General features: G+C 33.1%; 26 protein-coding genes and 8 tRNA genes. 10 read left to right on the top strand and 24 right to left on the bottom strand.

Going from position 1 to position 19,526, the window contains the following annotated elements; translation table 11 throughout:
- Positions 1-7: 7 nt before the first annotated feature.
- From JV528_RS04735 to JV528_RS04710, 6 genes are all read right to left on the bottom strand, one after another.
- Entirely contained in the window at positions 8-268 is a 261-nt protein-coding gene (locus tag JV528_RS04735; RefSeq protein ID WP_204177382.1) for a DUF1108 family protein, read from the bottom strand.
- A 4-nt stretch (positions 269-272) separates the two neighbouring features.
- Entirely contained in the window at positions 273-575 is a 303-nt protein-coding gene (locus JV528_RS04730; RefSeq protein WP_204177381.1) for a DUF2482 family protein, read from the bottom strand.
- A gap of 94 nt (positions 576-669) precedes the next feature.
- The gene (locus JV528_RS04725; protein WP_000048129.1) at positions 670-831 is read right to left on the bottom strand and encodes a DUF1270 family protein; all 162 of its coding nucleotides are present in this window, start codon (positions 829-831) and stop codon (positions 670-672) included.
- Positions 832-845: 14 nt separating this feature from the next.
- Complete coding sequence (locus JV528_RS04720) at positions 846-1,061, bottom strand: DUF771 domain-containing protein (protein ID WP_001093507.1); 216 nt, start codon at positions 1,059-1,061, stop codon at positions 846-848.
- Between the two features lie 15 nt (positions 1,062-1,076).
- Complete coding sequence (locus tag JV528_RS04715; protein ID WP_001148596.1) at positions 1,077-1,829, bottom strand: phage antirepressor KilAC domain-containing protein; 753 nt, start codon at positions 1,827-1,829, stop codon at positions 1,077-1,079.
- Between the two features lies 1 nt (position 1,830).
- A complete protein-coding gene (locus tag JV528_RS04710) occupies positions 1,831-2,016 on the bottom strand; it encodes a helix-turn-helix domain-containing protein (RefSeq protein WP_000933364.1) in 186 nt (61 codons plus the stop codon).
- 441 nt (positions 2,017-2,457) lie between these two features.
- Here JV528_RS04710 and JV528_RS04705 point away from each other — a divergent pair, with 441 nt between their 5' ends.
- On the top strand, positions 2,458-3,048 hold the full coding sequence (locus JV528_RS04705) for a hypothetical protein (RefSeq protein WP_204177380.1): 591 nt from the start codon (positions 2,458-2,460) through the stop codon (positions 3,046-3,048).
- Between the two features lie 21 nt (positions 3,049-3,069).
- Here the strand turns inward: JV528_RS04705 and JV528_RS04700 are convergent, their stop codons facing one another.
- Genes JV528_RS04700 through JV528_RS04690 form a run of 3 tightly spaced genes read right to left on the bottom strand, consistent with a single transcriptional unit; the run spans position 3,070 to position 4,268 of the window.
- Positions 3,070-3,213: a hypothetical protein gene (locus JV528_RS04700; RefSeq protein WP_204177378.1), complete on the bottom strand. Its 144-nt coding sequence runs from the start codon at positions 3,211-3,213 to the stop codon at positions 3,070-3,072.
- A gap of 28 nt (positions 3,214-3,241) precedes the next feature.
- A complete protein-coding gene (locus tag JV528_RS04695; protein WP_204177376.1) occupies positions 3,242-4,018 on the bottom strand; it encodes a Rha family transcriptional regulator in 777 nt (258 codons plus the stop codon).
- 22 nt (positions 4,019-4,040) lie between these two features.
- Positions 4,041-4,268: a helix-turn-helix transcriptional regulator gene (locus JV528_RS04690; protein WP_023604791.1), complete on the bottom strand. Its 228-nt coding sequence runs from the start codon at positions 4,266-4,268 to the stop codon at positions 4,041-4,043.
- Positions 4,269-4,421: 153 nt separating this feature from the next.
- On the opposite strand from JV528_RS04690, the gene JV528_RS04685 reads away from it, so the two are divergent.
- From JV528_RS04685 to JV528_RS04670, 4 genes are all read left to right on the top strand, one after another.
- Entirely contained in the window at positions 4,422-5,054 is a 633-nt protein-coding gene (locus JV528_RS04685) for a LexA family protein (RefSeq protein ID WP_204177374.1), read from the top strand.
- 50 nt (positions 5,055-5,104) lie between these two features.
- Positions 5,105-5,650, top strand: coding sequence for an Ltp family lipoprotein (locus JV528_RS04680; protein WP_031904591.1), 546 nt, complete (start codon positions 5,105-5,107; stop codon positions 5,648-5,650).
- A 98-nt stretch (positions 5,651-5,748) separates the two neighbouring features.
- Entirely contained in the window at positions 5,749-6,129 is a 381-nt protein-coding gene (locus JV528_RS04675) for a hypothetical protein (RefSeq protein ID WP_239469919.1), read from the top strand.
- Positions 6,130-6,336: 207 nt separating this feature from the next.
- Positions 6,337-7,401 (top strand): tyrosine-type recombinase/integrase, encoded by a 1,065-nt coding sequence (locus JV528_RS04670; RefSeq protein WP_137042379.1) that lies wholly within the window; start codon positions 6,337-6,339, stop codon positions 7,399-7,401.
- Between the two features lie 157 nt (positions 7,402-7,558).
- Here the strand turns inward: JV528_RS04670 and JV528_RS04665 are convergent.
- From JV528_RS04665 to JV528_RS04605, 13 genes are all read right to left on the bottom strand, one after another.
- Positions 7,559-7,647 (bottom strand) — tRNA-Ser (locus tag JV528_RS04665).
- 54 nt (positions 7,648-7,701) lie between these two features.
- Positions 7,702-7,773, bottom strand: a tRNA-Glu gene (locus tag JV528_RS04660).
- A gap of 1 nt (position 7,774) precedes the next feature.
- A tRNA-Asn gene (locus JV528_RS04655) sits at positions 7,775-7,849 on the bottom strand.
- A gap of 14 nt (positions 7,850-7,863) precedes the next feature.
- A tRNA-Gly gene (locus tag JV528_RS04650) sits at positions 7,864-7,937 on the bottom strand.
- A 15-nt stretch (positions 7,938-7,952) separates the two neighbouring features.
- Positions 7,953-8,028, bottom strand: a tRNA-His gene (locus JV528_RS04645).
- Positions 8,029-8,041: 13 nt separating this feature from the next.
- Positions 8,042-8,114: transfer RNA gene (locus JV528_RS04640), tRNA-Phe, on the bottom strand.
- Between the two features lie 16 nt (positions 8,115-8,130).
- Positions 8,131-8,206: transfer RNA gene (locus JV528_RS04635), tRNA-Asp, on the bottom strand.
- Positions 8,207-8,227: 21 nt separating this feature from the next.
- Positions 8,228-8,301, bottom strand: a tRNA-Met gene (locus JV528_RS04630).
- Positions 8,302-8,773: 472 nt separating this feature from the next.
- Positions 8,774-9,328, bottom strand: a complete 555-nt coding sequence (locus JV528_RS04625) for an RBBP9/YdeN family alpha/beta hydrolase (protein ID WP_000132894.1) — start codon at positions 9,326-9,328, stop codon at positions 8,774-8,776.
- A gap of 318 nt (positions 9,329-9,646) precedes the next feature.
- Entirely contained in the window at positions 9,647-11,047 is a 1,401-nt protein-coding gene (gene hemY, locus JV528_RS04620; RefSeq protein WP_204177372.1) for a protoporphyrinogen oxidase, read from the bottom strand.
- Positions 11,048-11,070: 23 nt separating this feature from the next.
- Positions 11,071-11,994: a ferrochelatase gene (gene hemH, locus JV528_RS04615; protein ID WP_000162878.1), complete on the bottom strand. Its 924-nt coding sequence runs from the start codon at positions 11,992-11,994 to the stop codon at positions 11,071-11,073.
- Between the two features lie 57 nt (positions 11,995-12,051).
- A complete protein-coding gene (hemE, locus tag JV528_RS04610) occupies positions 12,052-13,089 on the bottom strand; it encodes a uroporphyrinogen decarboxylase (protein WP_000233540.1) in 1,038 nt (345 codons plus the stop codon).
- The gene (locus JV528_RS04605; RefSeq protein WP_031875110.1) at positions 13,079-13,165 is read right to left on the bottom strand and encodes a hypothetical protein; all 87 of its coding nucleotides are present in this window, start codon (positions 13,163-13,165) and stop codon (positions 13,079-13,081) included. The genes hemE and JV528_RS04605 overlap by 11 nt, the downstream gene beginning before the upstream one ends.
- 185 nt (positions 13,166-13,350) lie before the next feature.
- On the opposite strand from JV528_RS04605, the gene traP reads away from it, so the two are divergent.
- Entirely contained in the window at positions 13,351-13,854 is a 504-nt protein-coding gene (gene traP, locus JV528_RS04600) for a signal transduction protein TRAP (RefSeq protein WP_204177370.1), read from the top strand.
- Positions 13,855-13,977: 123 nt separating this feature from the next.
- Here traP and ecsB read toward each other — a convergent pair whose 3' ends face one another.
- Together ecsB and ecsA are read right to left on the bottom strand one after the other, a co-directional pair.
- Entirely contained in the window at positions 13,978-15,201 is a 1,224-nt protein-coding gene (gene ecsB, locus JV528_RS04595) for an ABC transporter permease EcsB (protein ID WP_204177368.1), read from the bottom strand.
- Positions 15,194-15,934, bottom strand: a complete 741-nt coding sequence (gene ecsA / locus JV528_RS04590) for an ABC transporter ATP-binding protein EcsA (RefSeq protein WP_000216874.1) — start codon at positions 15,932-15,934, stop codon at positions 15,194-15,196. The genes ecsB and ecsA overlap by 8 nt, the downstream gene beginning before the upstream one ends.
- Positions 15,935-16,067: 133 nt before the next feature.
- Between ecsA and JV528_RS04585 the strand changes: the two genes are divergently transcribed.
- The 4 genes from JV528_RS04585 (at position 16,068) to prsA (ending at position 19,453) form a co-directional block, all read left to right on the top strand.
- Positions 16,068-16,490 (top strand): HIT family protein, encoded by a 423-nt coding sequence (locus JV528_RS04585; RefSeq protein ID WP_000004981.1) that lies wholly within the window; start codon positions 16,068-16,070, stop codon positions 16,488-16,490.
- A 141-nt stretch (positions 16,491-16,631) separates the two neighbouring features.
- Positions 16,632-16,997 carry a YtxH domain-containing protein gene (locus JV528_RS04580; protein ID WP_000648118.1) on the top strand — a complete coding sequence of 122 codons (366 nt, stop codon included), beginning with the start codon at positions 16,632-16,634 and terminating at the stop codon, positions 16,995-16,997.
- 731 nt (positions 16,998-17,728) lie between these two features.
- On the top strand, positions 17,729-18,286 hold the full coding sequence (locus JV528_RS04575; RefSeq protein ID WP_000477959.1) for a DUF3267 domain-containing protein: 558 nt from the start codon (positions 17,729-17,731) through the stop codon (positions 18,284-18,286).
- 204 nt (positions 18,287-18,490) lie between these two features.
- Complete coding sequence (gene prsA / locus JV528_RS04570) at positions 18,491-19,453, top strand: peptidylprolyl isomerase PrsA (protein WP_000782119.1); 963 nt, start codon at positions 18,491-18,493, stop codon at positions 19,451-19,453.
- The last annotated feature ends 73 nt before the right edge of the window (positions 19,454-19,526 follow it).

Here is a 19,526-nt window from a genome sequence, read left to right as displayed (position 1 = left end):
ATACCTCCTACCATCTCATGACTAAGTTAATTAGTCTGTCCTGTTCATCTGTGTTCTCTTCAATCCATTCGTTTATAACGTCGTACATTGCATCCATTGCAATATATAGTTCGCTTAAATCTGTAACATGAAATGATTTAAGTGGAACATTATTCATATCCTTGATTTGTATACTGATACCGTCATGCCTCTTCATCGCAGACACTTTAAATTCGAACCCGTTAAAGCTGATAATTTTATTTTTGATCTCACCAAATTTGTAATACATTGTTTTAGTCCTCCTTGTTGTCATCATTACCGAGAAATTTTTGTGATTTACACATTTGGAGAACATTGACAATGTCTTTATAACTCTTAGTGCTATCCAATAAGGAAGCAAGATCGAAAGTATGACCAATCACAGAACTTGAACCTGCTAAATAATCTCCGTCGATAACTCCTATTGATGAGAAAAGTAAAATATCAAATTTACTTTCTCCCTTAATTTCTTTCGCTAATTCATACAATTCTGCGGTTTTTTCAGATAATAAGTCTTTTATTTCTTTCTGCGTCATGTCTTTATATTTTTTAGTCATAGTTGACATCCTCCGTATTTCGTTTTATATTGAACACGAATTAATTTTGTTAATCGTTTGTCACTGTTACTTGTTGGCGCAAGTAGCAGTTTTTTTATTCTTCATAAAAGTATTCTTTATAGAATATGAATGTTGCGATACTTGCGAATCCTGCAATTGACCACGCTGTAGTGAAGTATAGAAACGGCATGAGTACAATCGCTAAGACTGTGAAACACAGTACTGCTACTAGGTAGCTTTTATAAGTTTTACTCATTTGTTGTGCCTCCTTTAACCTAATATCAATTTGAATTTATCTTCTAAAAACTGTTTCATTTTACTGCCTACAAATCGATATTCATCATTTCTATTTATTGGATAGTGTGCGAATTCTTCTATTTCTTTTTTATATACCGGAACTTCTAAAATATTTTTCTTTAACCAGTTACGTGACTTGCTTGTTTCTGTTTCAAGATCTTTCATTGTCCACCACGTTTTTGTGTTCATTGATAATCCCTCCTATTAAGTTGTTTGTTTTTCTCCTAAAAACTTGTTAACAAAGTATTGTTGTCCTTTGCCTGTTACTTTTGGCGTCTTACTAATTGATGTGTGACCGTCTGAATGTGTAATTGATGTTTCTTTAATTTCGAATAACTCACGTTCCATTGAATACTGTGTAGGCATGTTATAATCCACACCCTTGCGTTTAATAAGGAATCCGTTTTGACGTAACCACTCAAACAATCTGCGTTGCCCGATGTTTACACCGTTTTGTTTAATGATCTTTGCTAACTCTCCAACTAAAATTGATGTCTTAGTAGTAGCTACTGCGTCCGCAAATACAATTTTTGGTTTGTCACGTTCAATCTTTGTTTCTAATTGATTAATTGTGTTATTAGCAATTTTTAATGCGCGTTGCATAATCATTTCTGGACTGTTCCATGCTTTTTCAACTTGGATGAAGTATTGTCTTGCACGTTTACCAGGTTCACTACGTTGAATCATTGCGATTTCTTTTGCAGTGTCTAGTGTTAGTGCGTGGTCAATATAGTGAGTCATATTGCCTTGAGCTGTTGCTCTTTTTTGAGCGATAGCTGTGTAATCTGTATTTTCTTCAAATCCGTATTTAAGCATTCTTGGAAACCAATCTTTATATGCCGTCTTAACTTCTAATGCTTGATGAAGTTCTCGACCGCTGATTGCGATTTCTCCATTTTCTTTTTCTTGTATGTTGAACATTTCGCCGATGTTCGATTTTGTTTGTAATGCTTGCATTTTATTTCTCCTTTACATTAGCGATATCAATTTGTAGTGCATCGCATATTTTTTTTACTGTGAGGAAACCGGGGTTTTTAACTTCTGTTTCGATAGATCGAATTGTCGAGTTTTGTAATTCTGTTAGCTTCGCTAGTTGATAGCGTGTTATCCCCTTTTCTTCTCTCAATTCTTTTAAGTTCAGCATCTTAACACTCCTTATTGCTTGTAACGGAATTTCGTTATATACTTATCTCAACCCCACATAAACTGGGAGGTGATGGCCTTGCTTATGCGAGGTTTTAAATCACCCTGTGGTTCTATAGATAAGTAAATCTAAATTCAGAGCATCGTTTGTTGTGCTCCATCGCCAACTGAGGCGTTAAAAAGGTATGCGTACTGTAAGGTAGTAACTTATAGGACGCTAGACTTTGATTGAACACCTAAGCTCATTACAGGGCTGGGGACGATACCAGCAAAACTTGAGCTGTTAGTCGTGGCGACTAGAATCAAACAAAATTTCCGTAGCACATGCTTTCCACGACAAAGCATGTGTTTTTTTATTGGAAACAAAATGTTTGTAATGCTTGCATAATATTTATGCTCCTTTCATGTATAATGTTGTTATCAACCTAAGGAGGTGATAAGTATGGATAATATAAATCTCACTCAACGACAATTAGATTTAATAAAGAAAAATCAAGCCATCTTGTCTAAGTTGCCTATTGAAACTTACGCTAAAGTCGTAAATACTATGAATGATCTTAGAATCAACCAATCGAAATTATCTGATTGGGCTTCCTATATGCATCGAGTAACTAAGAATCATCCAATGTTCAAAACTAATTTATTTTCTGAAAAAATTCTTGATGAATTCATAAGTTCTAACAGCTTTCCGGAGGATGAAGTCCGCAAAGTTAGCACTCATTTGAGAAATTCTTTTGTCGATACTGTCGATGTCCCTGTTCTTGGTAAAACCGTCGATTCTGCCCATCCAATAGATGACGTAAATACTGAGAAATACAATAGTGTATTCAATGAATCGCTCAATCATATTTTTATTTCTCCTTCTGCAAAATTTATAAAAAAGGTTTCTGTCGGTTCTGCTATCGGAGTAACATCTCCGGTTATGGTTAGAACGATACTTGACCAATATGTGAACTACTTTATGTTTTTTAATGTAATAGCAACTCTTTTAACACTTTACGTAATTGCTAATTACTTATATGACGAGAACTGAAACGATGATTAGTTCTCTAATTTATCGATTAATCTCTTTAAGCAACTCTGCAACTGCTCGCAACAGTTCAGGGTTGTTACTTGTTTCCAAACAGTAACTAGCATGCTTTAGTAATTTGAGTTTTAATTTATTTTTTTCTTTAGCGATTCTAAATTTTTGTAACATTTGTAGTTCCTCCTATTAAGTTGTTTGTTTAAATTTCAAATTGGCTAATATCTACACCGTATTTAATCGCCATACTCTTAATCACTGAAATGTATATCTCAACCAATCTAGGTTCATCAGTAATCACATCTAATTTTGACAACTTGTTAATCTGGGTTTTCGTTGCACCATTCGCTAGCATTTTGCCTTTGCGGTTCTGCATACGAATTTTTAAATTACAGCGTCCTTTTTCTTCTAAAGCTTTATATGCTTCAGACTTAACTTTCTGGTGCATTGCTCCGCCACCTAAATGTTGCGCAATCGCAGATAACATTTTGTTTGTGTCGTTACGCCAGTTTTTTGTTTCAATACCGACAATGTGACGAATGCCTGTGATTTCTTGTTGCATTTGTTTGTTAAACTGTTCTTGGTCTTTTTGTGCTTTGAACATCATCTCTAATGCTTGCATTGGTGTTTGTGGTACATTAAGCTGTGCTTGTTGTTTAATGTATTCATCCATTTTATGGAATGCATCAACATAAGTTGCAGTAAACAAAACGCCTTTACTACCTGTCATCTTGTTTGCCACTATGTCGCAACCTTTTTTGGTTAATAAGTAGTGTTTGTATTGCTTACCTGTTCCTGCTTGATATGAACTTTCCACGAAGAAATCATCAGCCCCCAAATTTGGGTTTTGTAAAATTACATCTAAATAATTACCGATGTCTCTTACTAAGTGGTCGTGTCGCTTTCCTACCATTTCTGCTACTTCTCTACTATCTACATAATGTGTCTCGTTCTGTTCTACTATTTGTAATTCTTGCATTTGGGCTTCCTCCTATTACGGTTTAACCGTTATTTTTGATCAAAAAAATAATGTCATCATAAGATATATCAAACTCTTCTTCTATCTTTTTTAACTGAGGAACATTAGGGAAAGTTTTCCCTTTCTCCCAGTTATGCCACACATCAGCAGACACACCAACTTTAGCGCCAGCTTTAGCTTGAGTCAAATCATATTTAGCTCTCAGTGTCTTTAATGTTACCGGTTCTTTTTTAACGATGATTTGTGTCATTGTAGTACCTCCTTGCTTAAGAACTGACTTAAGTATATTACGGTTTAAACGTAATGTCAACACTTAAACCGTAATTTTATTTTTCTTCTTGTATATTTTACGATTAAGCCGTATAATGAGGTTGTAATATTAGATGAAGGGATTGAAATTATAATGTTAGGCAACAAAGAAATTATGGCAAAAAATATTTCTCGCCTCATGAAAGAAAACAATGTTGATAGAAATAAATTATCTAGAGATTTAAAAATAAGTTATACAACTTTGTCAGATTGGATTAACGCAAAAACATACCCAAGAATAGACAAAATTGAAATGTTAGCCAAATACTTCGGAGTAGAAAAATCATCACTTGTTGAATCACCTAACAAAATAGTACAACTCGACACACTACCAGTTAAAAAGATACCGGTTGTATCGCGGATATCTGCAGGAATGCCTATTTACACAGAAGAAAATTTAATCGACTACATATACTTTGCTACTAAAAATTTGAATTCTAATAAAGAAGAGTTCGGTTTGAAAGTGTCTGGAGATAGCATGGACAAACTCTTTCAAGACGGAGACGTTGTAGTTGTTGAAAAGGATTCGACTGTTGAGAATGGTCAACTAGGTGTTGTACTAGTCAATGGTTACAACGGTACTGTCAAAAGAATACGTTACAATAATGATCAAATTATTTTAATTCCTGAGTCAAATAATCCTAGTCACTATCCACAAGTGTATGGAAAAGATGACGAGGTCAAGATTGTAGGCAGGGTTGTAGCAAGTCAAAAACTATTTTATTAAATGTCGTATTGGCATTTTAATATATAATATTCATTAAAGGAGAAAGAACGATGGAAGAAAAGAACTCACAAGAACAACATAGACAACAATGGGAGCAATTTCAAGAGTATCAAAAGCAACAAGATGAGGAAAAGAAGAAAAAGCGCAAAAAAGGTTGGTTATTTGGCTGTGGTGGCTGTCTAGTCTTATTAATATTAATTATAATAGGAATTTCTGCTTGTACTGGTGCTGTAGTAAACGATGTAAACAATGGCGGAAGTGGTAGTAATTCAGAAACTAAAATTGATAAAAATGCTACACGTGAACAAAAATCTGCTTTAAACAAAGCTAAAACATATTCTAGTGTGATGCATATGTCTAAAGATGGTATTTATAATCAATTAATATCTGAAGCTGATGGTTTTAAAGAAGCTGACGCTAAATACGCTGTTGATAATTTGAAAGCAGACTATAAAAAGAACGCTTTAGCAAAAGCTAAAGATTATGCAAAAACACAAAACATGTCTAATGATGCCATTTACAATCAACTTACTTCAAGTGTTGAAGGATTCACAGAAGAACAGGCACGTTATGCAGTAGATAATTTAGATAAATAATTTCAAGGGGTACCTAGTACCCTTTTATTATACTCAGTTACATTTGAGCCGTTGAGAGTTTTTAAATATAAGGAAATATAAACAAAGGAGAAATGAAAATGAAAAGATTATTAGGTTTACTATTAGCAAGTACGTTGGTGTTAGGCGCATGTGGTAGTAACGATACAGACAAAAAAGAAGAAAGTAAAAAAATCATGAACAATCTTGAAAAGGTGTCAAAAGCAGAAAACCCATACGATCAAAAATTACTTGATGAAAACAAATCGCTGAATGACGACTTCAAAAAATATTCGAAGGTTCGCAAAAGATATGAGCGATTCAAGTATAAAAAGACCTATGCTAATGTTTTAAATATCACTACAATCAGCAAGGATAGAATATCGAAAATTAATAGGTATGACCCTGCCGGAGAAATATCATATTCAAAAGAAACAGTAGATAAAATTGAAAATAGTATAAAAAATAGATTTCTTAGTTAAATCGCTTGTACTACACTCTCTTTGATGGTATATTACATATATACAAAACAAGCCGCTGAAATATTTGCGGCAAGCTTCAAATTAGACAAGTCGCTGAAATATTTGCGACATGAGAGGGTGCATCTGCGCTCTCTCTTTTTTTATACAATTTTCACGGGTAGCCCACCTACCCTTATTATTTTTTGCCAATTTTGAGGAGGGATAATCTTGTCAGTAAATAAATATGGTAAAGGTAAATGGTATTATGACTTTGGGCATGAAGGTAAACGATATAAAAAGAAAGGTTTTACAACTAAACGTGAGGCAGTACAAGCAGAATCTATAGCACGTAATAAAGTGATGAAAGGTTTTAAAATTAATAATAAAACATCATTTATTGATTATTATAATGATTGGATTAAAGTTAACAAAGAAGGTGTTATTACAGATAAAGCTTATGCAACTTTCAAAAACGCAATCAATCAATTTAAAACATTTTTAGAAGTTGAAAATATTAGTAATCTTGTTTTATCAGATTTAAACACTACATTTTATCGAAAATTTATTAAATGGTATGGTTCTAACCATTCAACAGAAACAGTCAGAAAGATTCACAACTGCTTAAAACAACCTATCGACGATGCGATTCAAGAAGGATTAATTCATAAAGATCCTACATATAAAGTTGTTGTTAAAGGTAGTATTCCAGCACAGCGTGAAGAAGAAAAGTTTATGAGTATTAAAGACTTTATCAATCTGAAGGAATATGTTTCTAAGACCCCTATTCAATCTTATTTGTTTATTTATATTTTAATCATCACTGGTGGACGCTTTGGCGAAGTACAACGCTTATGTACCTCTGATTTAGATTATAAGAATTGTACAATTCATCTGCCAGGTACTAAAACAGAAACATCTGACAGAACGGTTGATATACCTAAGACTGATATGAAAATTTTAAAAAATACTTTAGCTGAAATGCCAATTAGTCTAACTACCCAATTATTCAACACTGGTACTTCACTAATTACGCATAACGCAGTAACAAAAGTTATGCAAAAATACTGTTTAGAAAAACGCATTGGCAAATACACATTGCACAGCATTAGACACACCCATTGCTCTTATCTATTACACAATGATGTTTCTATTTATTATATTTCAAAAAGATTAGGTCACAAAAGCATAAAGACTACTATGGACGTTTATTCTCATTTATTAGATGAAATTGAACAAAAAGAAAAGGGAAAAGCGCTCAATGCATTGGAAAATATGACGGGAACGTTAGATTAATTTTCGGGGACGTTATATACAAAATAAGCATGTCTTGGGAACGTTTCGGGAACGTTAAAATTCTTCTACGATATAAATCGAAAAATAACGGAAAATAACAAATCCCTGTTAAATCAATGTTTTGTTTAACGAGATTTAACGAGGGATAGGCAAATAACAGAGAGTGAGGGATTCGAACCCTCGAGACGCTTGTGGCGCCTACACACTTTCCAGGCGTGCTCCTTCGGCCAACTCGGACAACTCTCCTCAACAATAAATATGTAATAAAAAAACAGAAGCGATATTTCACTTCTGTTTGTATGACTCCTACGGGACTCGAACCCGTGTTACCGCCGTGAAAGGGCGGTGTCTTAACCGCTTGACCAAGGAGCCATGGCTCCACAGGTAGGACTCGAACCTACGACCGATCGGTTAACAGCCGATAGCTCTACCACTGAGCTACTGTGGAATAATAGAAAATAATGGAGCGGGTGATGGGAATCGAACCCACAACATCAGCTTGGAAGGCTGAGGTTTTGCCATTAAACTACACCCGCTAATGTAAACGATTATGGGGCGGCTGAAGGGGATCGAACCCTCGAATGTCGGAACCACAATCCGATGTGTTAACCACTTCACCACAACCGCCATGAATTAAGAATGGTTCAGGACAGAGTCGAACTGCCGACACATGGAGCTTCAATCCATTGCTCTACCAACTGAGCTACTGAACCGTAATGGTAATAATAATGGCGGTCTCGACGGGAATCGAACCCGCGATCTCCTGCGTGACAGGCAGGCGTGTTAACCGCTACACTACGAGACCTATTAAATTAAAAACTATGTATTGCGGGAGGCGGATTTGAACCACCGACCTTCGGGTTATGAGCCCGACGAGCTACCGAACTGCTCCATCCCGCGCTAATATTATTTTGAATTACCTAATTAATATACCATAATCAAAAACCTAAAGTCAAGAACTTTTTGAATTTAATTTAAATGTTATCTCTTAAATAATTACTTAAATATCGTAGCAACATGTTCTCTGTTGAACACAAATATTAGTATATTCATTTTTGTAGTATACGTCAACGACATTTTTAAAGTTTTTTGTGTAAAAAAACGCTTCTTATTCCCTTTTATCATATAAGTGTCTAATAGTTGTCATAAATAGTGTTACAGCATTTTAAAAGGTATAGAAATTATAAAGTTTATAACGCCTATACCTTCTGAAAAAGAAATTATAAAAGTTTGTTACAACCGCATATTCATTCAGTCAGCAACTACCAATATAACATTGTAGCCCTAAGACATTGCTTGGCGCCTCAATTACCACAATTTTTTCAAAATCAGCAACTACTTACTGACACAACATAACACAACAATACATTACCTATCGTGTCATGTAATCTTGCATCCGATCTTGCAACGCTGTAAATGTTTCGAAGCCATCCTCTTCTAAGAAATGCCCTCCATCTTCCACGATTCGCAAGTTCCCCTCTAATGCATTCATTAAACGCTGAGTTTCTTTATATGAAACGTATTTGTCATTTTTAGAACTCAATCCGTAAAAATTGTCAACTTTCTTTTTAATATTATCGTAATCAATGGTTACATTACTTAAATCAATATCTAAATCTATATTTTCTGCATCTTCTTTAAAGCCCGCTATACTAAAAAAGCCTTCAATCGGCTGATCAATCATTTCAATATATTTTAAAGCTGTGATTGAACCTAAACCATGTGTTACAAAATATGTATCCTTTTTGCGTACATTAATTTGTTTCGTCATAGCTTCAATCCACTGTTCCACTGTATTCGCTTCAGGGGATTCAAAATTAAATAATGTTACGTCATATCCTTCTAAAGTTAAGTTATGCTCCAACCACTGATACCAATGATTTCTACTATTTCCATGCATAGAATGTACAATGATTACATCTGTCATCTCATTCTCTCCTTTCAACTTACTACTTCTTTTCTATTTAAAAAATGAATGATTACCTATAATTGTAAAATAAAAACACCTTAATTAGAAATGTTATATCGCAAAGTGACATTTCTAATTAAAGTGCATTGTCATCATTTCAATATCATTCAATAATAGCTAAACCTTTGTCTCTGCCACAGTTTCATGAAATAATTCCCGCTGAAAGTATCATAATTTACACATTACTTCCACCATTATATAACTTAAAAATGACTATATTTCATCAAACATTATCTAAAGGCATAGCACCTACACCAACACCATCCAGCAATTAACTTACAACTCTGCGATTACTTCTTCAGCAGCAACTTTACCTTGCGTAATACAATCAGGTAGTCCAACCGCTTCAAAAGATGCACCAGTTACTCTAAGTCGTGGATATGTTTGTTTAATATGTGCTTGAATCTGTCTAATTTGTTGAATGTGACCAACATGGTACTGTGGCATACTTTTCGGCAAACGATTGACAATTGTAAATTCAGGATCGCCTTTAAATGTCATCATTTGACTTAAATCTCTACGTACAAGCGATACTAATTCATCATCTGTATGATCATCAACCACAGTATCACCTGGTTTACCTACATAAGCACGAATCAAAACCTTACCTTCTGGTGTAGTAAATGGCCATTTTTTCGATGTCCAAGTACATGCGGTAATGTCTGTATCACTCGTTCTCGCAATCACAAAGCCAGTACCATCATAAGTATTTTCAATGTCTTTTTCATCAAATGCCAATACAACAGTTGCAACAGTCGTACTATCCATCGTTTTAAAGTAATCAAATGCTGGATCTTGCCCGAACCAATTCAAAAAGACTTGATGTGGTGTTGTCACTAATACCCCATCGAATACATCTTCTTGTTGATTACTGTAAACAATTTTATATTGCTTTTGAGATGTAATAATATCATCCACTGACGTATTGTAGCGTATTGTCACACCTTTATTTTTCACATCTTGTTCTAATGCTTCAATAAATGAACTTAAACCATGCTTAAATTGTTTGAATTGTCCTTTTGGTGCGCCAGGATATAATTGTCTTTGTTTCAGACGCTTATTTTTTTCATCCTTCATACCCTTTATCAGACTTCCGAATGCCTCTTCTTTTTCTTTAAAATTAGGAAACGTACTCATCAAACTTAATTTATCAATATCGGTACCATAAATACCACCCATTAAAGGCTCAATTAAATTCTCAAGTACCTCATTACCTAATCTTGCTCTGAAAAATGCACCAACAGAAATGTCACCATCCCACATTTGAGTAGGTTTTTTAAGTAAATCTAACCCTGCTCTTAACTTTCCAAGTGGTGAAATTAATTTAGTTGTCACAAACGGTTTGATATCTGTCGGAATTCCCATAATTGATCCACCTGGAATAGGATACAATTTGTTTTTCGCAAAAATATAAGATTGTCCAGTCTTATTTGTAACAATATCTTGTTCTAATCCAATATCTTTCGCTAATTCTGTCATGATCGTTTTTCTACCTAAATAAGATTCAGGCCCTAGTTCAATCATATAACCATCTTTACGATACGATTGAATCTTTCCCCCCGGACGATTCGATGCTTCAAAGATGGTTACATCAATATTAGGATCTTGCTGTTTTAAAAAATATGCACTTGATAAACCTGTTATCCCCGCTCCTATAATAGCCACTGATTTAGTCACAACGTTTCACGCTTCTTTCGTCATTAAAATATAGACTTGATTTCATCAACAATTGCACCGATAAATAATGGATGTGTATTCGGCATTTTTGGACGATAATAATTCGCACCAATATCATCGCAAACAACTTTACATTCATAATCATTGTCATAAAGCACCTCTAAATGCTCACATACAAAACCTACTGGCGTATATATAAAGTTTTTATACTGATGTTTTTCATATAAATCACGTGTTAAATCTTGTACATCTGGCCCTAACCAAGGTGTACCAGTATTACCTTCAGATTGCCAACCAATCGCGATATGTTCAATATTAGATTGTTCTTTAATTAAAAGCGCAGTATGTTCTAGTTCTTGTGGATATGGATCATTATTCTTTTCGATTAAACCTTTCGGCAAACTATGTGCCGAAACAACTAATACCGTGTCTTTATGTTCCTCTTCCGGTATTTGAGCTAATGTTTCGTTGACTTCATTCGTCCAATATTCAATAAATTTAGGTTGTTCATAATAATGTTTCACATGCGTAAGTTGAATACCATATTTTGCAGCTTCTTCATCAGCACGTTTGTCATATGATCCTACTGAAAATGAAGAATAATGTGGTGCTAGTACTACAGTGATTGCTTCAGTAATGCCATCATTGTGCATTTGTTCAACCGCATCTTCGATAAATGGTGAAATGTGTTTTAATCCTAAGTATAGTTTAAATTCAACATCTGCATATGCTTTATTTAATGCTGAAACTAGCGCATCAGCCTGGTCATCTGTTGTACCTGCTAATGGTGATAAACCACCTATAAATTCATATCTATCTTTCAAATCTTGAAGTTCTTCTTCAGATGGACGTTTACCATGTCTAATATCTGTATAATATGGCTCTATGTCACTTTCTTTATAAGGTGTGCCATAAGCCATAACTAATAATCCCATTTTTTTAGTCATTGATAATACCTTCCTTTAAATGAATTATCTTTCATGTGCTTCAATGTAATACTATGATTATCTTTGTGTATATGTGTGTACGAATTCGCTTACTTTACGTAACGTCTCTGGTTGCACTTCTGGGAAAACACCGTGTCCTAAATTAAAGATGTGTTTACCGTTCTCCATACCTTGATCTAATATTGGTTTCAATCTCTCTTCAATGACATTCCATGGTGCTAATAAAATTGATGGATCTAAATTCCCTTGTAATGTTTTAGTAACGCCTAATTGTTGAGCCTGATTAATAGACGTTCTCCAATCTAGGCCTAATACATCAATCGGCAAATCATTCCATTCATTGATTAAATGACTGGCACCTACACCGAATAAAATTACCGGCACATCATGTTTTTCTTTAACCTCACTGATTAATCGAATCATATGTGGTTTAATGTAACGTCTGTAATCCTCGACATTTAATGCACCTACCCATGAATCGAAAATTTGAATCAATTCGGCACCTGCTTCGACTTGAGCTGTTACATATTTAACAGATACATCAACTAAATGATTCATTAAAGCAAACCATGTTGCTTCATCTCTATACATCATCGCTTTTGTAAAATTGTAATTTTTCGATGGTCCGCCTTCAATCATATATGACGCTAATGTAAATGGTGCCCCAGTAAATCCTATTAGCGGCACATTTAACTTTTCTTCTGTTAAAAGTTTAATTGTATCTAATACATATGGTACATCTCGTTCGGGGTCTATTTGAGAAAGTTTCTCAACATCTTGAATTGTTTTGATAGGATTATGAATCACTGGACCAATACCCGATTTAATTTCTACATCGACACCAATTGGCTTTAATGGTGTCATAATATCTTTGTATAAAATTGCTGCATCTGTATGATAATTATCAACTGGTAAATGTGTAACATAAGCGCACAACTCCGGCTGATGGGTAATATCGAATAGTGAATATTTTTCTTTCAATTTTCGATATTCTGGTTGCGAACGGCCAGCTTGTCGCATAAACCAAACAGGTGTATGTGTCGTTTCTTCACCTTTAATCATTTTCAAAATTGTATTGTTTTTATTATGCACCATAAAGGCCTCCTAAATTAAAATCATTCTTATCTATATTATCATATCGCTCATTCGTTCGTATTTTCAATAAATAAATGTCATAAAACTGACATTAAATTACACATCATTTGTTTGTGCATTTAAATTTTAAAATCTTGATGGATTATCTCCACATCTTTTTGTCTTGCATGACTTATTATAGTAACTTTAACCGTATATTAATAGTGGTAATGACTAGTTTATCGTCGTATAATAAATAAAAACATAAGGGGGACCTTTCATATGAAGAAATTATATACATCTTATGGCACATATGGATTTTTAAATCAGATAAAAATCAATAATCCATCTCATCATTTATTCCAAATTTCAACTGCTGATTCATCGGTGATTTTTGAAGAGACTGAAGAAAAAACTGTACTGAAATCACCTTCAATTTATGAAGTTATTAAAGAAATAGGCGCATTCAATGAAGATCATTTTTATTGCGCAATTTTTATTCCGTCAACTGAAGACCATGTTTATCAACTTGAAAAGAAATTAATCAGTGTTGATGACAATTTCAAAAACTTTGGTGGCTTTAAAAGTTATCGATTGCTGAGACCTGTTAAAGGTACAACTTACAAAATTTACTTTGGCTTTGCTGATCGACAAACTTATGAAGACTTTAAAAATTCTGATGCTTTTAAAGATCATTTTTCAAAAGAAGCATTAAGTCATTACTTTGGTTCAAGCGGACAACATTCAAGTTATTTTGAAAGATATTTATACCCAATAAAAGAATAGATTCGAAGAAAACTTCCATTGGTTATGCTGTTAACGTATAGATGCTAATGTAATCTGAACGCCGTATCATTTGGCGTTCAACATTACATGCACCTTTACAACATACATGCCAATGGAAGTTTTTTAGTCTCGTAATAATGTTTCCTGATATTTTAACTTTTTAATAATACTTCTAATCGTTAATAAACCTACAATATAGAAAATGAGTACAACATAGAATAACGTCATATGTTTTATAATAAATGTCACTGAAAACACAGTACAAATAACAAACATCAATCTATATAAAAACTGTTCATACCCTTTGATTACCTTCTCTTCAGGTACAGGCCACACTTGAGGCCATAAGCCATATACTTGTTGAGAATAAAATTGTGCCATTTGTAACAATATAATATATACAAATAAACACCCGATAATTGCTGTCACTAATGGATATGATAACCAAACCATAAGTAAAACTGCAATAATTACTAATCTAAAAATAATATTAAATGCGTCTCTCCCTCTTATAAAGCTTCTAATAAATAAGAATAAATACATCGCATTAGAGTTAAATTTACTACCCTTTGGAACTGGTAAAAGTATATCTAGATAACTTCTTCTGACTGCAGATTCTTTCAAATGTTTTACATCGGTGAACATATTAACAAATTTATAATAATTCATATGATGTCGATGTTCGATTGCAATCATTTTCTCCCAAGGATACAAAAAACCTGGTTTATATTTTTTAACTAAAAATTCTATTAACACAGGCAAAGCAACCATCACAAATGCGATGTACCATTTTGGAGCTAATAGTAAGTAATATGTTAGAGCAAAGATGATGAATGATATTAAATTAACTTGCCACGTTTTAAGTCCCGATTGATACCATTGCCATCTTAAGCGTAAACCAACATATGGAAAAATTAATGCACTGACTCCAAAACAAATATAAAATGTCACATTATGTTGATTAATATTGTAAAACAACGGGAACATCACAATAACAATAATGAGTTGGATTAATATGCGCGCAAAGTAACTATATAAAATCGCATGGCGCATAAATTGAGACATGTGTTTTTCAAATGGTAATAAAAAGATTTTATCCGCTTCTTTTAGGAGTGGTCGCATTGGAAAAATGGATGTCAACGCAACAATCACTGCTGCTATTAATGCAAAATTGATATTCGTTGGAATATGTTTTAACCATTCACCATATCCAAAAATAAATGCACCCAGCAAAATAAGTAAAAAGACCATGAAATGACCATTAAATATAAACTTATTATAATAATTTTTCTCTTTACGAAGGGCATGTAATCTTTTATTAAATAATGTGGTCGCTTGGTTACGCATGTACATCTCCACCTTGCGTCACATGAATATATATATCGTCTAACGTTTGATTATGTAAGCCAGTTTGTTGTCTCAATGCTTCTAAATCTCCAAATGCAACGACTTCACCTTCGTCTAGTATGATAAAACGATCACAATAACGTTCAGCTGTTGCTAAAATATGTGTACTCATTAGAACGGTTCTACCTTCGTTTTTCTTTTCAACCATTAAATCTAACATGGATTGAATTCCTAATGGATCTAGACCAAGGAATGGTTCGTCTATAATATACAATTCGGGATTAACGATAAACGCACAAATAATCATGACTTTTTGTTTCATCCCCTTAGAAAAATGACTCGGAAAAACTTTCAATTCATTTTCTAAACGGAATGTCTTTAATAATGGCATTGCTCGATTCATCGCTTCATCACGATCAATATCATATGCCATTGCTGTCATCTCAATGTGTTCCTCTAATGTGAGTTCTTCATAAATAACCGGTGATTCCGGAATATAAGATAACTTTCTTCTATAAGCCTCTATGTCATCATTAATGTTGATATCTGAAATTGATAGAGATCCTTCCATAGGTGTAAGCAATCCTAGCATATGTTTAATCGTTGTACTCTTACCAGCGCCATTAAGGCCAATAAGTCCAACGATTTCGCCTTTGTTTAATTCAAAATTTATATCTTTAATTACAGGGCGTTTTCCATATCCACCTGTAAGCTGTTCTACTTTAACTGTCATAAGGCACCTCCATGACTTATATTGTACCAAAAATTATAAAATGCTCATATTAAATACACATGTCCTAATATCGAATTTTTAGCGACAATGTTATAATGAATGGTAATACAAGTTGAAAAGGAGTGTAGTCATCATGTCAGAAACAATTTTCGGCAAAATTTTAACTGGAGAAATTCCTAGCTTTAAAGTATATGAAGACGATTATGTCTATGCCTTTTTAGATATATCACAAGTTACTAAAGGACATACGTTATTAATTCCTAAAAAAGCTTCTGCTAATATCTTTGAAACTGATGAAGAAACAATGAAACATATCGGTGCAGCATTACCTAAAGTAGCAAATGCTATTAAGCGTGCATTTAATCCTGATGGTTTAAACATTATTCAAAATAATGGTGAGTTTGCAGATCAATCTGTATTTCATATTCATTTCCACTTAATTCCTCGATATGAAAATGATATTGATGGATTTGGTTATAAGTGGGAAACACATGAAGATATTTTAGATAACGATGCAAAACAACAAATTGCTGAACAAATTCAAGCACAATTTTAAATGTATGCTTAATCTAAGCTCGAACGGGTATAATATGATTAATATTATAACAATTGCGTTTGAAGTGATAACATCAAGGTTAGCAATTTTAAACAAAATGAGTTATCAAGATAACAGATGTTAAAAGTGAGGAGAATATAAATGAAAGCATCACGCATTCTATTCGGTATCGGTGTTGGCGTAGCAGCTGGTTTTGTAGTTGCACTTCAAGGACGAGACGACAAAAGTGTCAAGAACAACACGATCGATCGTACTGCCCCTACTGGTTCAAAATCAGAACTACAACGTGAATTTGAAACGATTAAACAAAGTTTTAATGACATTTTAAACTATGGTGTTCAAATTAAAAACGAAAGTGCGGAATTTGGTAGTTCAATCGGTGGTGAAATTAAGTCATTACTTGGAAACTTCAAATCTGACATCAATCCTAATATTGAACGTTTACAGTCACACATCGAAAATTTACAAAATCGTGGCGAGGATATTGGAAACGAAATTTCTAAGTAGCACGTTACGTTCTCGATCACAACTATTTTTATTAGTAACAGCATATTTATTTTTTAAAATTAAATGCCAAATAAAAGAGATGACATTAGAAATTAGATATTTCTTGTCATCTCTTTTTTATAACTCGAATGAACTTATGTTTACAAATTACAGGAAGACGTTGTTTGTAGTGATTTCCACTTAAATCATATTTATGAATTGATTGAAAACATTGCTTAGGATTCATTGTGTTATCCTTGCACTTTGATTACGCTTTACTTAAATCATTATCGACAAATAACATTCTTATATTTTCATTGAGTCGAACCTTATATGCACATTACATATACCTTACTTGCACAAATAATTAATCTGGTGTTTATTATAATTACATATCACTATATTTTTAGCATTTGTATGACTTAGTTGGTCAAAAGATGCTTTTGCATATGCCCTGCCATATCCATTTTTATATTATTCAAGTTTTCAAATACTCATGTCACACGCGCCTTTTTCATAAGTGATGCTTTATTAGCAAGAATATGTGTTCGCAGAAATTTGTTCTGCATTCTACTTCTACGCTAGTCAATCAGCCAATTTTACCAATCCCCACTTTCGCGTTTCAAATCAAACAATACGTCGTCCCTTTCTTCATATATAACAATTCTTCTAACTTGATATGTTACTATTGAATTACTGAACCTGAGTTAGTTATAATCTAACTTATATTGAAAAGAGATGAGGCGTAAGATATGTTTTTATGTAAAAGACAAATTGATATCAATGCACGATTTGGGTTGCCTAGAATTGCATTTATGAGTGCAGTTGCAACCATCATTATGTTTTTAGTTAGTTATGAAGTAATGTATTTTTTATCTAATACGCCATTATCAGATAGACATTTTCTCATCTTTTTATTACTTGTATTTATGACGTATCCATTACATAAAAGTATACATTTATTATTTTTCTTACCATATAGAAAATCGTTTAAAGTTCATAAGTTGACTAAAAGAAAATGGCTTATATTCTATAATACCTACGTCAATCAACCTGTACACAAATTTTATTTTTGCATTAACTTAATATTGCCGTTAATTATCTTATCTGCAATGTTCGTTTATCTAACAATTTCATTCCCTCAATATGGACATTATTTTATGTTCTTATTGGCATTGAATTTCGGTATTTCCATTACAGATTTATTATATTTAAAAATAATTATATTTTCTAATTATGGACAATATATAGAAGAACATAGTACAGGTATTAATATTTTGAAAAAAATTAAAAATCCATATCATTTATAACAAAATAATTATAGCAAGGTGTTATTATTTGTTTTTAGGCTATGTAATAGCTTACAATCAAATGTATATAGACCTTGTTTTTTTATTTTCATCAATTACTACCCCTAAACCTAATGCTCTAGTCTGATGTCATGGGTTATTGATTGGTGATAATATAAAACTATGTTATATTCACGATGATTAACTTACAAAGGAGTTTCAACTATGAAGATGATAAACAAATTAATCGTTCCGGTAACAGCTAGTGCTCTATTATTAGGCGCTTGTGGCGCTAGTGCCACAGATTCTAAAGAAAATACATTAATTTCTTCTAAAGCTGGAGATGTAACAGTTGCAGATACAATGAAAAAAATCGGTAAAGATCAAATTGCAAATGCATCATTTACTGAAATGTTAAATAAAATTTTAGCTGATAAATATAAAAATAAAGTTAATGATAAGAAGATTGACGAACAAATTGAAAAAATGCAAAAGCAATACGGCGGTAAAGATAAATTTGAAAAGGCCCTTCAACAGCAAGGTTTAACAGCCGATAAATATAAAGAAAATTTACGTACTGCTGCTTATCATAAAGAATTACTATCAGATAAAATTAAAATCTCTGATTCTGAAATTAAAGAAGACAGCAAGAAAGCTTCACACATTTTAATTAAAGTTAAATCTAAGAAAAGCGACAAAGAAGGCTTAGATGATAAAGAAGCGAAACAAAAAGCTGAAGAAATTCAAAAAGAAGTTTCAAAAGATCCAAGTAAATTTGGTGAAATCGCTAAAAAAGAATCAATGGATACTGGTTCAGCTAAAAAAGATGGCGAATTAGGTTATGTTCTTAAAGGACAAACTGATAAAGATTTTGAAAAAGCACTATTCAAACTTAAAGATGGTGAAGTATCAGACGTTGTTAAATCAAGTTTTGGATATCATATTATTAAAGCTGATAAACCAACAGACTTTAACAGTGAAAAACAAAGCCTGAAAGAAAAATTAGTCGATCAGAAAGTACAAAAAAATCCAAAATTATTAACTGATGCATACAAAGATCTATTAAAAGAATACGATGTTGACTTTAAAGATCGTGATATTAAATCAGTTGTCGAAGATAAAATCTTAAACCCTGAAAAACTTAAACAAGGTGGCGCACAAGGCGGACAATCCGGCATGAGCCAATAACACAAAACCGAGCGACCGTGGTTCAAAAATCATACCACGGCCGCTCGGTTTTTTCGCATTAAAAATCGGACAG

The organism is Staphylococcus sp. GDB20D11A (genome assembly GCF_016893255.1).
Classification (GTDB): domain Bacteria; phylum Bacillota; class Bacilli; order Staphylococcales; family Staphylococcaceae; genus Staphylococcus; species Staphylococcus aureus.
This window is presented reverse-complemented; position numbering and strand designations above follow the sequence as displayed.

What these genes read in the sequence shown, in the direction of transcription:
- JV528_RS04735 (WP_204177382.1), bottom strand. Translation starts at nt 268, where the DNA reads ATGTATTACAAATTTGGTGAGATCAAAAATAAAATTATCAGCTTTAAC.
- JV528_RS04730 (WP_204177381.1), bottom strand. Translation starts at nt 575, where the DNA reads ATGACTAAAAAATATAAAGACATGACGCAGAAAGAAATAAAAGACTTA.
- JV528_RS04725 (WP_000048129.1), bottom strand. Translation starts at nt 831, where the DNA reads ATGAGTAAAACTTATAAAAGCTACCTAGTAGCAGTACTGTGTTTCACA.
- JV528_RS04720 (WP_001093507.1), bottom strand. Translation starts at nt 1,061, where the DNA reads ATGAACACAAAAACGTGGTGGACAATGAAAGATCTTGAAACAGAAACA.
- JV528_RS04715 (WP_001148596.1), bottom strand. Translation starts at nt 1,829, where the DNA reads ATGCAAGCATTACAAACAAAATCGAACATCGGCGAAATGTTCAACATA.
- JV528_RS04710 (WP_000933364.1), bottom strand. Translation starts at nt 2,016, where the DNA reads ATGCTGAACTTAAAAGAATTGAGAGAAGAAAAGGGGATAACACGCTAT.
- JV528_RS04705 (WP_204177380.1), top strand. Translation starts at nt 2,458, where the DNA reads ATGGATAATATAAATCTCACTCAACGACAATTAGATTTAATAAAGAAA.
- JV528_RS04700 (WP_204177378.1), bottom strand. Translation starts at nt 3,213, where the DNA reads ATGTTACAAAAATTTAGAATCGCTAAAGAAAAAAATAAATTAAAACTC.
- JV528_RS04695 (WP_204177376.1), bottom strand. Translation starts at nt 4,018, where the DNA reads ATGCAAGAATTACAAATAGTAGAACAGAACGAGACACATTATGTAGAT.
- JV528_RS04690 (WP_023604791.1), bottom strand. Translation starts at nt 4,268, where the DNA reads ATGACACAAATCATCGTTAAAAAAGAACCGGTAACATTAAAGACACTG.
- JV528_RS04685 (WP_204177374.1), top strand. Translation starts at nt 4,422, where the DNA reads ATGTTAGGCAACAAAGAAATTATGGCAAAAAATATTTCTCGCCTCATG.
- JV528_RS04680 (WP_031904591.1), top strand. Translation starts at nt 5,105, where the DNA reads ATGGAAGAAAAGAACTCACAAGAACAACATAGACAACAATGGGAGCAA.
- JV528_RS04675 (WP_239469919.1), top strand. Translation starts at nt 5,749, where the DNA reads ATGAAAAGATTATTAGGTTTACTATTAGCAAGTACGTTGGTGTTAGGC.
- JV528_RS04625 (WP_000132894.1), bottom strand. Translation starts at nt 9,328, where the DNA reads ATGACAGATGTAATCATTGTACATTCTATGCATGGAAATAGTAGAAAT.
- hemH (WP_000162878.1), bottom strand. Translation starts at nt 11,994, where the DNA reads ATGACTAAAAAAATGGGATTATTAGTTATGGCTTATGGCACACCTTAT.
- hemE (WP_000233540.1), bottom strand. Translation starts at nt 13,089, where the DNA reads ATGGTGCATAATAAAAACAATACAATTTTGAAAATGATTAAAGGTGAA.
- traP (WP_204177370.1), top strand. Translation starts at nt 13,351, where the DNA reads ATGAAGAAATTATATACATCTTATGGCACATATGGATTTTTAAATCAG.
- ecsB (WP_204177368.1), bottom strand. Translation starts at nt 15,201, where the DNA reads ATGCGTAACCAAGCGACCACATTATTTAATAAAAGATTACATGCCCTT.
- ecsA (WP_000216874.1), bottom strand. Translation starts at nt 15,934, where the DNA reads ATGACAGTTAAAGTAGAACAGCTTACAGGTGGATATGGAAAACGCCCT.
- JV528_RS04585 (WP_000004981.1), top strand. Translation starts at nt 16,068, where the DNA reads ATGTCAGAAACAATTTTCGGCAAAATTTTAACTGGAGAAATTCCTAGC.
- JV528_RS04580 (WP_000648118.1), top strand. Translation starts at nt 16,632, where the DNA reads ATGAAAGCATCACGCATTCTATTCGGTATCGGTGTTGGCGTAGCAGCT.
- JV528_RS04575 (WP_000477959.1), top strand. Translation starts at nt 17,729, where the DNA reads ATGTTTTTATGTAAAAGACAAATTGATATCAATGCACGATTTGGGTTG.
- prsA (WP_000782119.1), top strand. Translation starts at nt 18,491, where the DNA reads ATGAAGATGATAAACAAATTAATCGTTCCGGTAACAGCTAGTGCTCTA.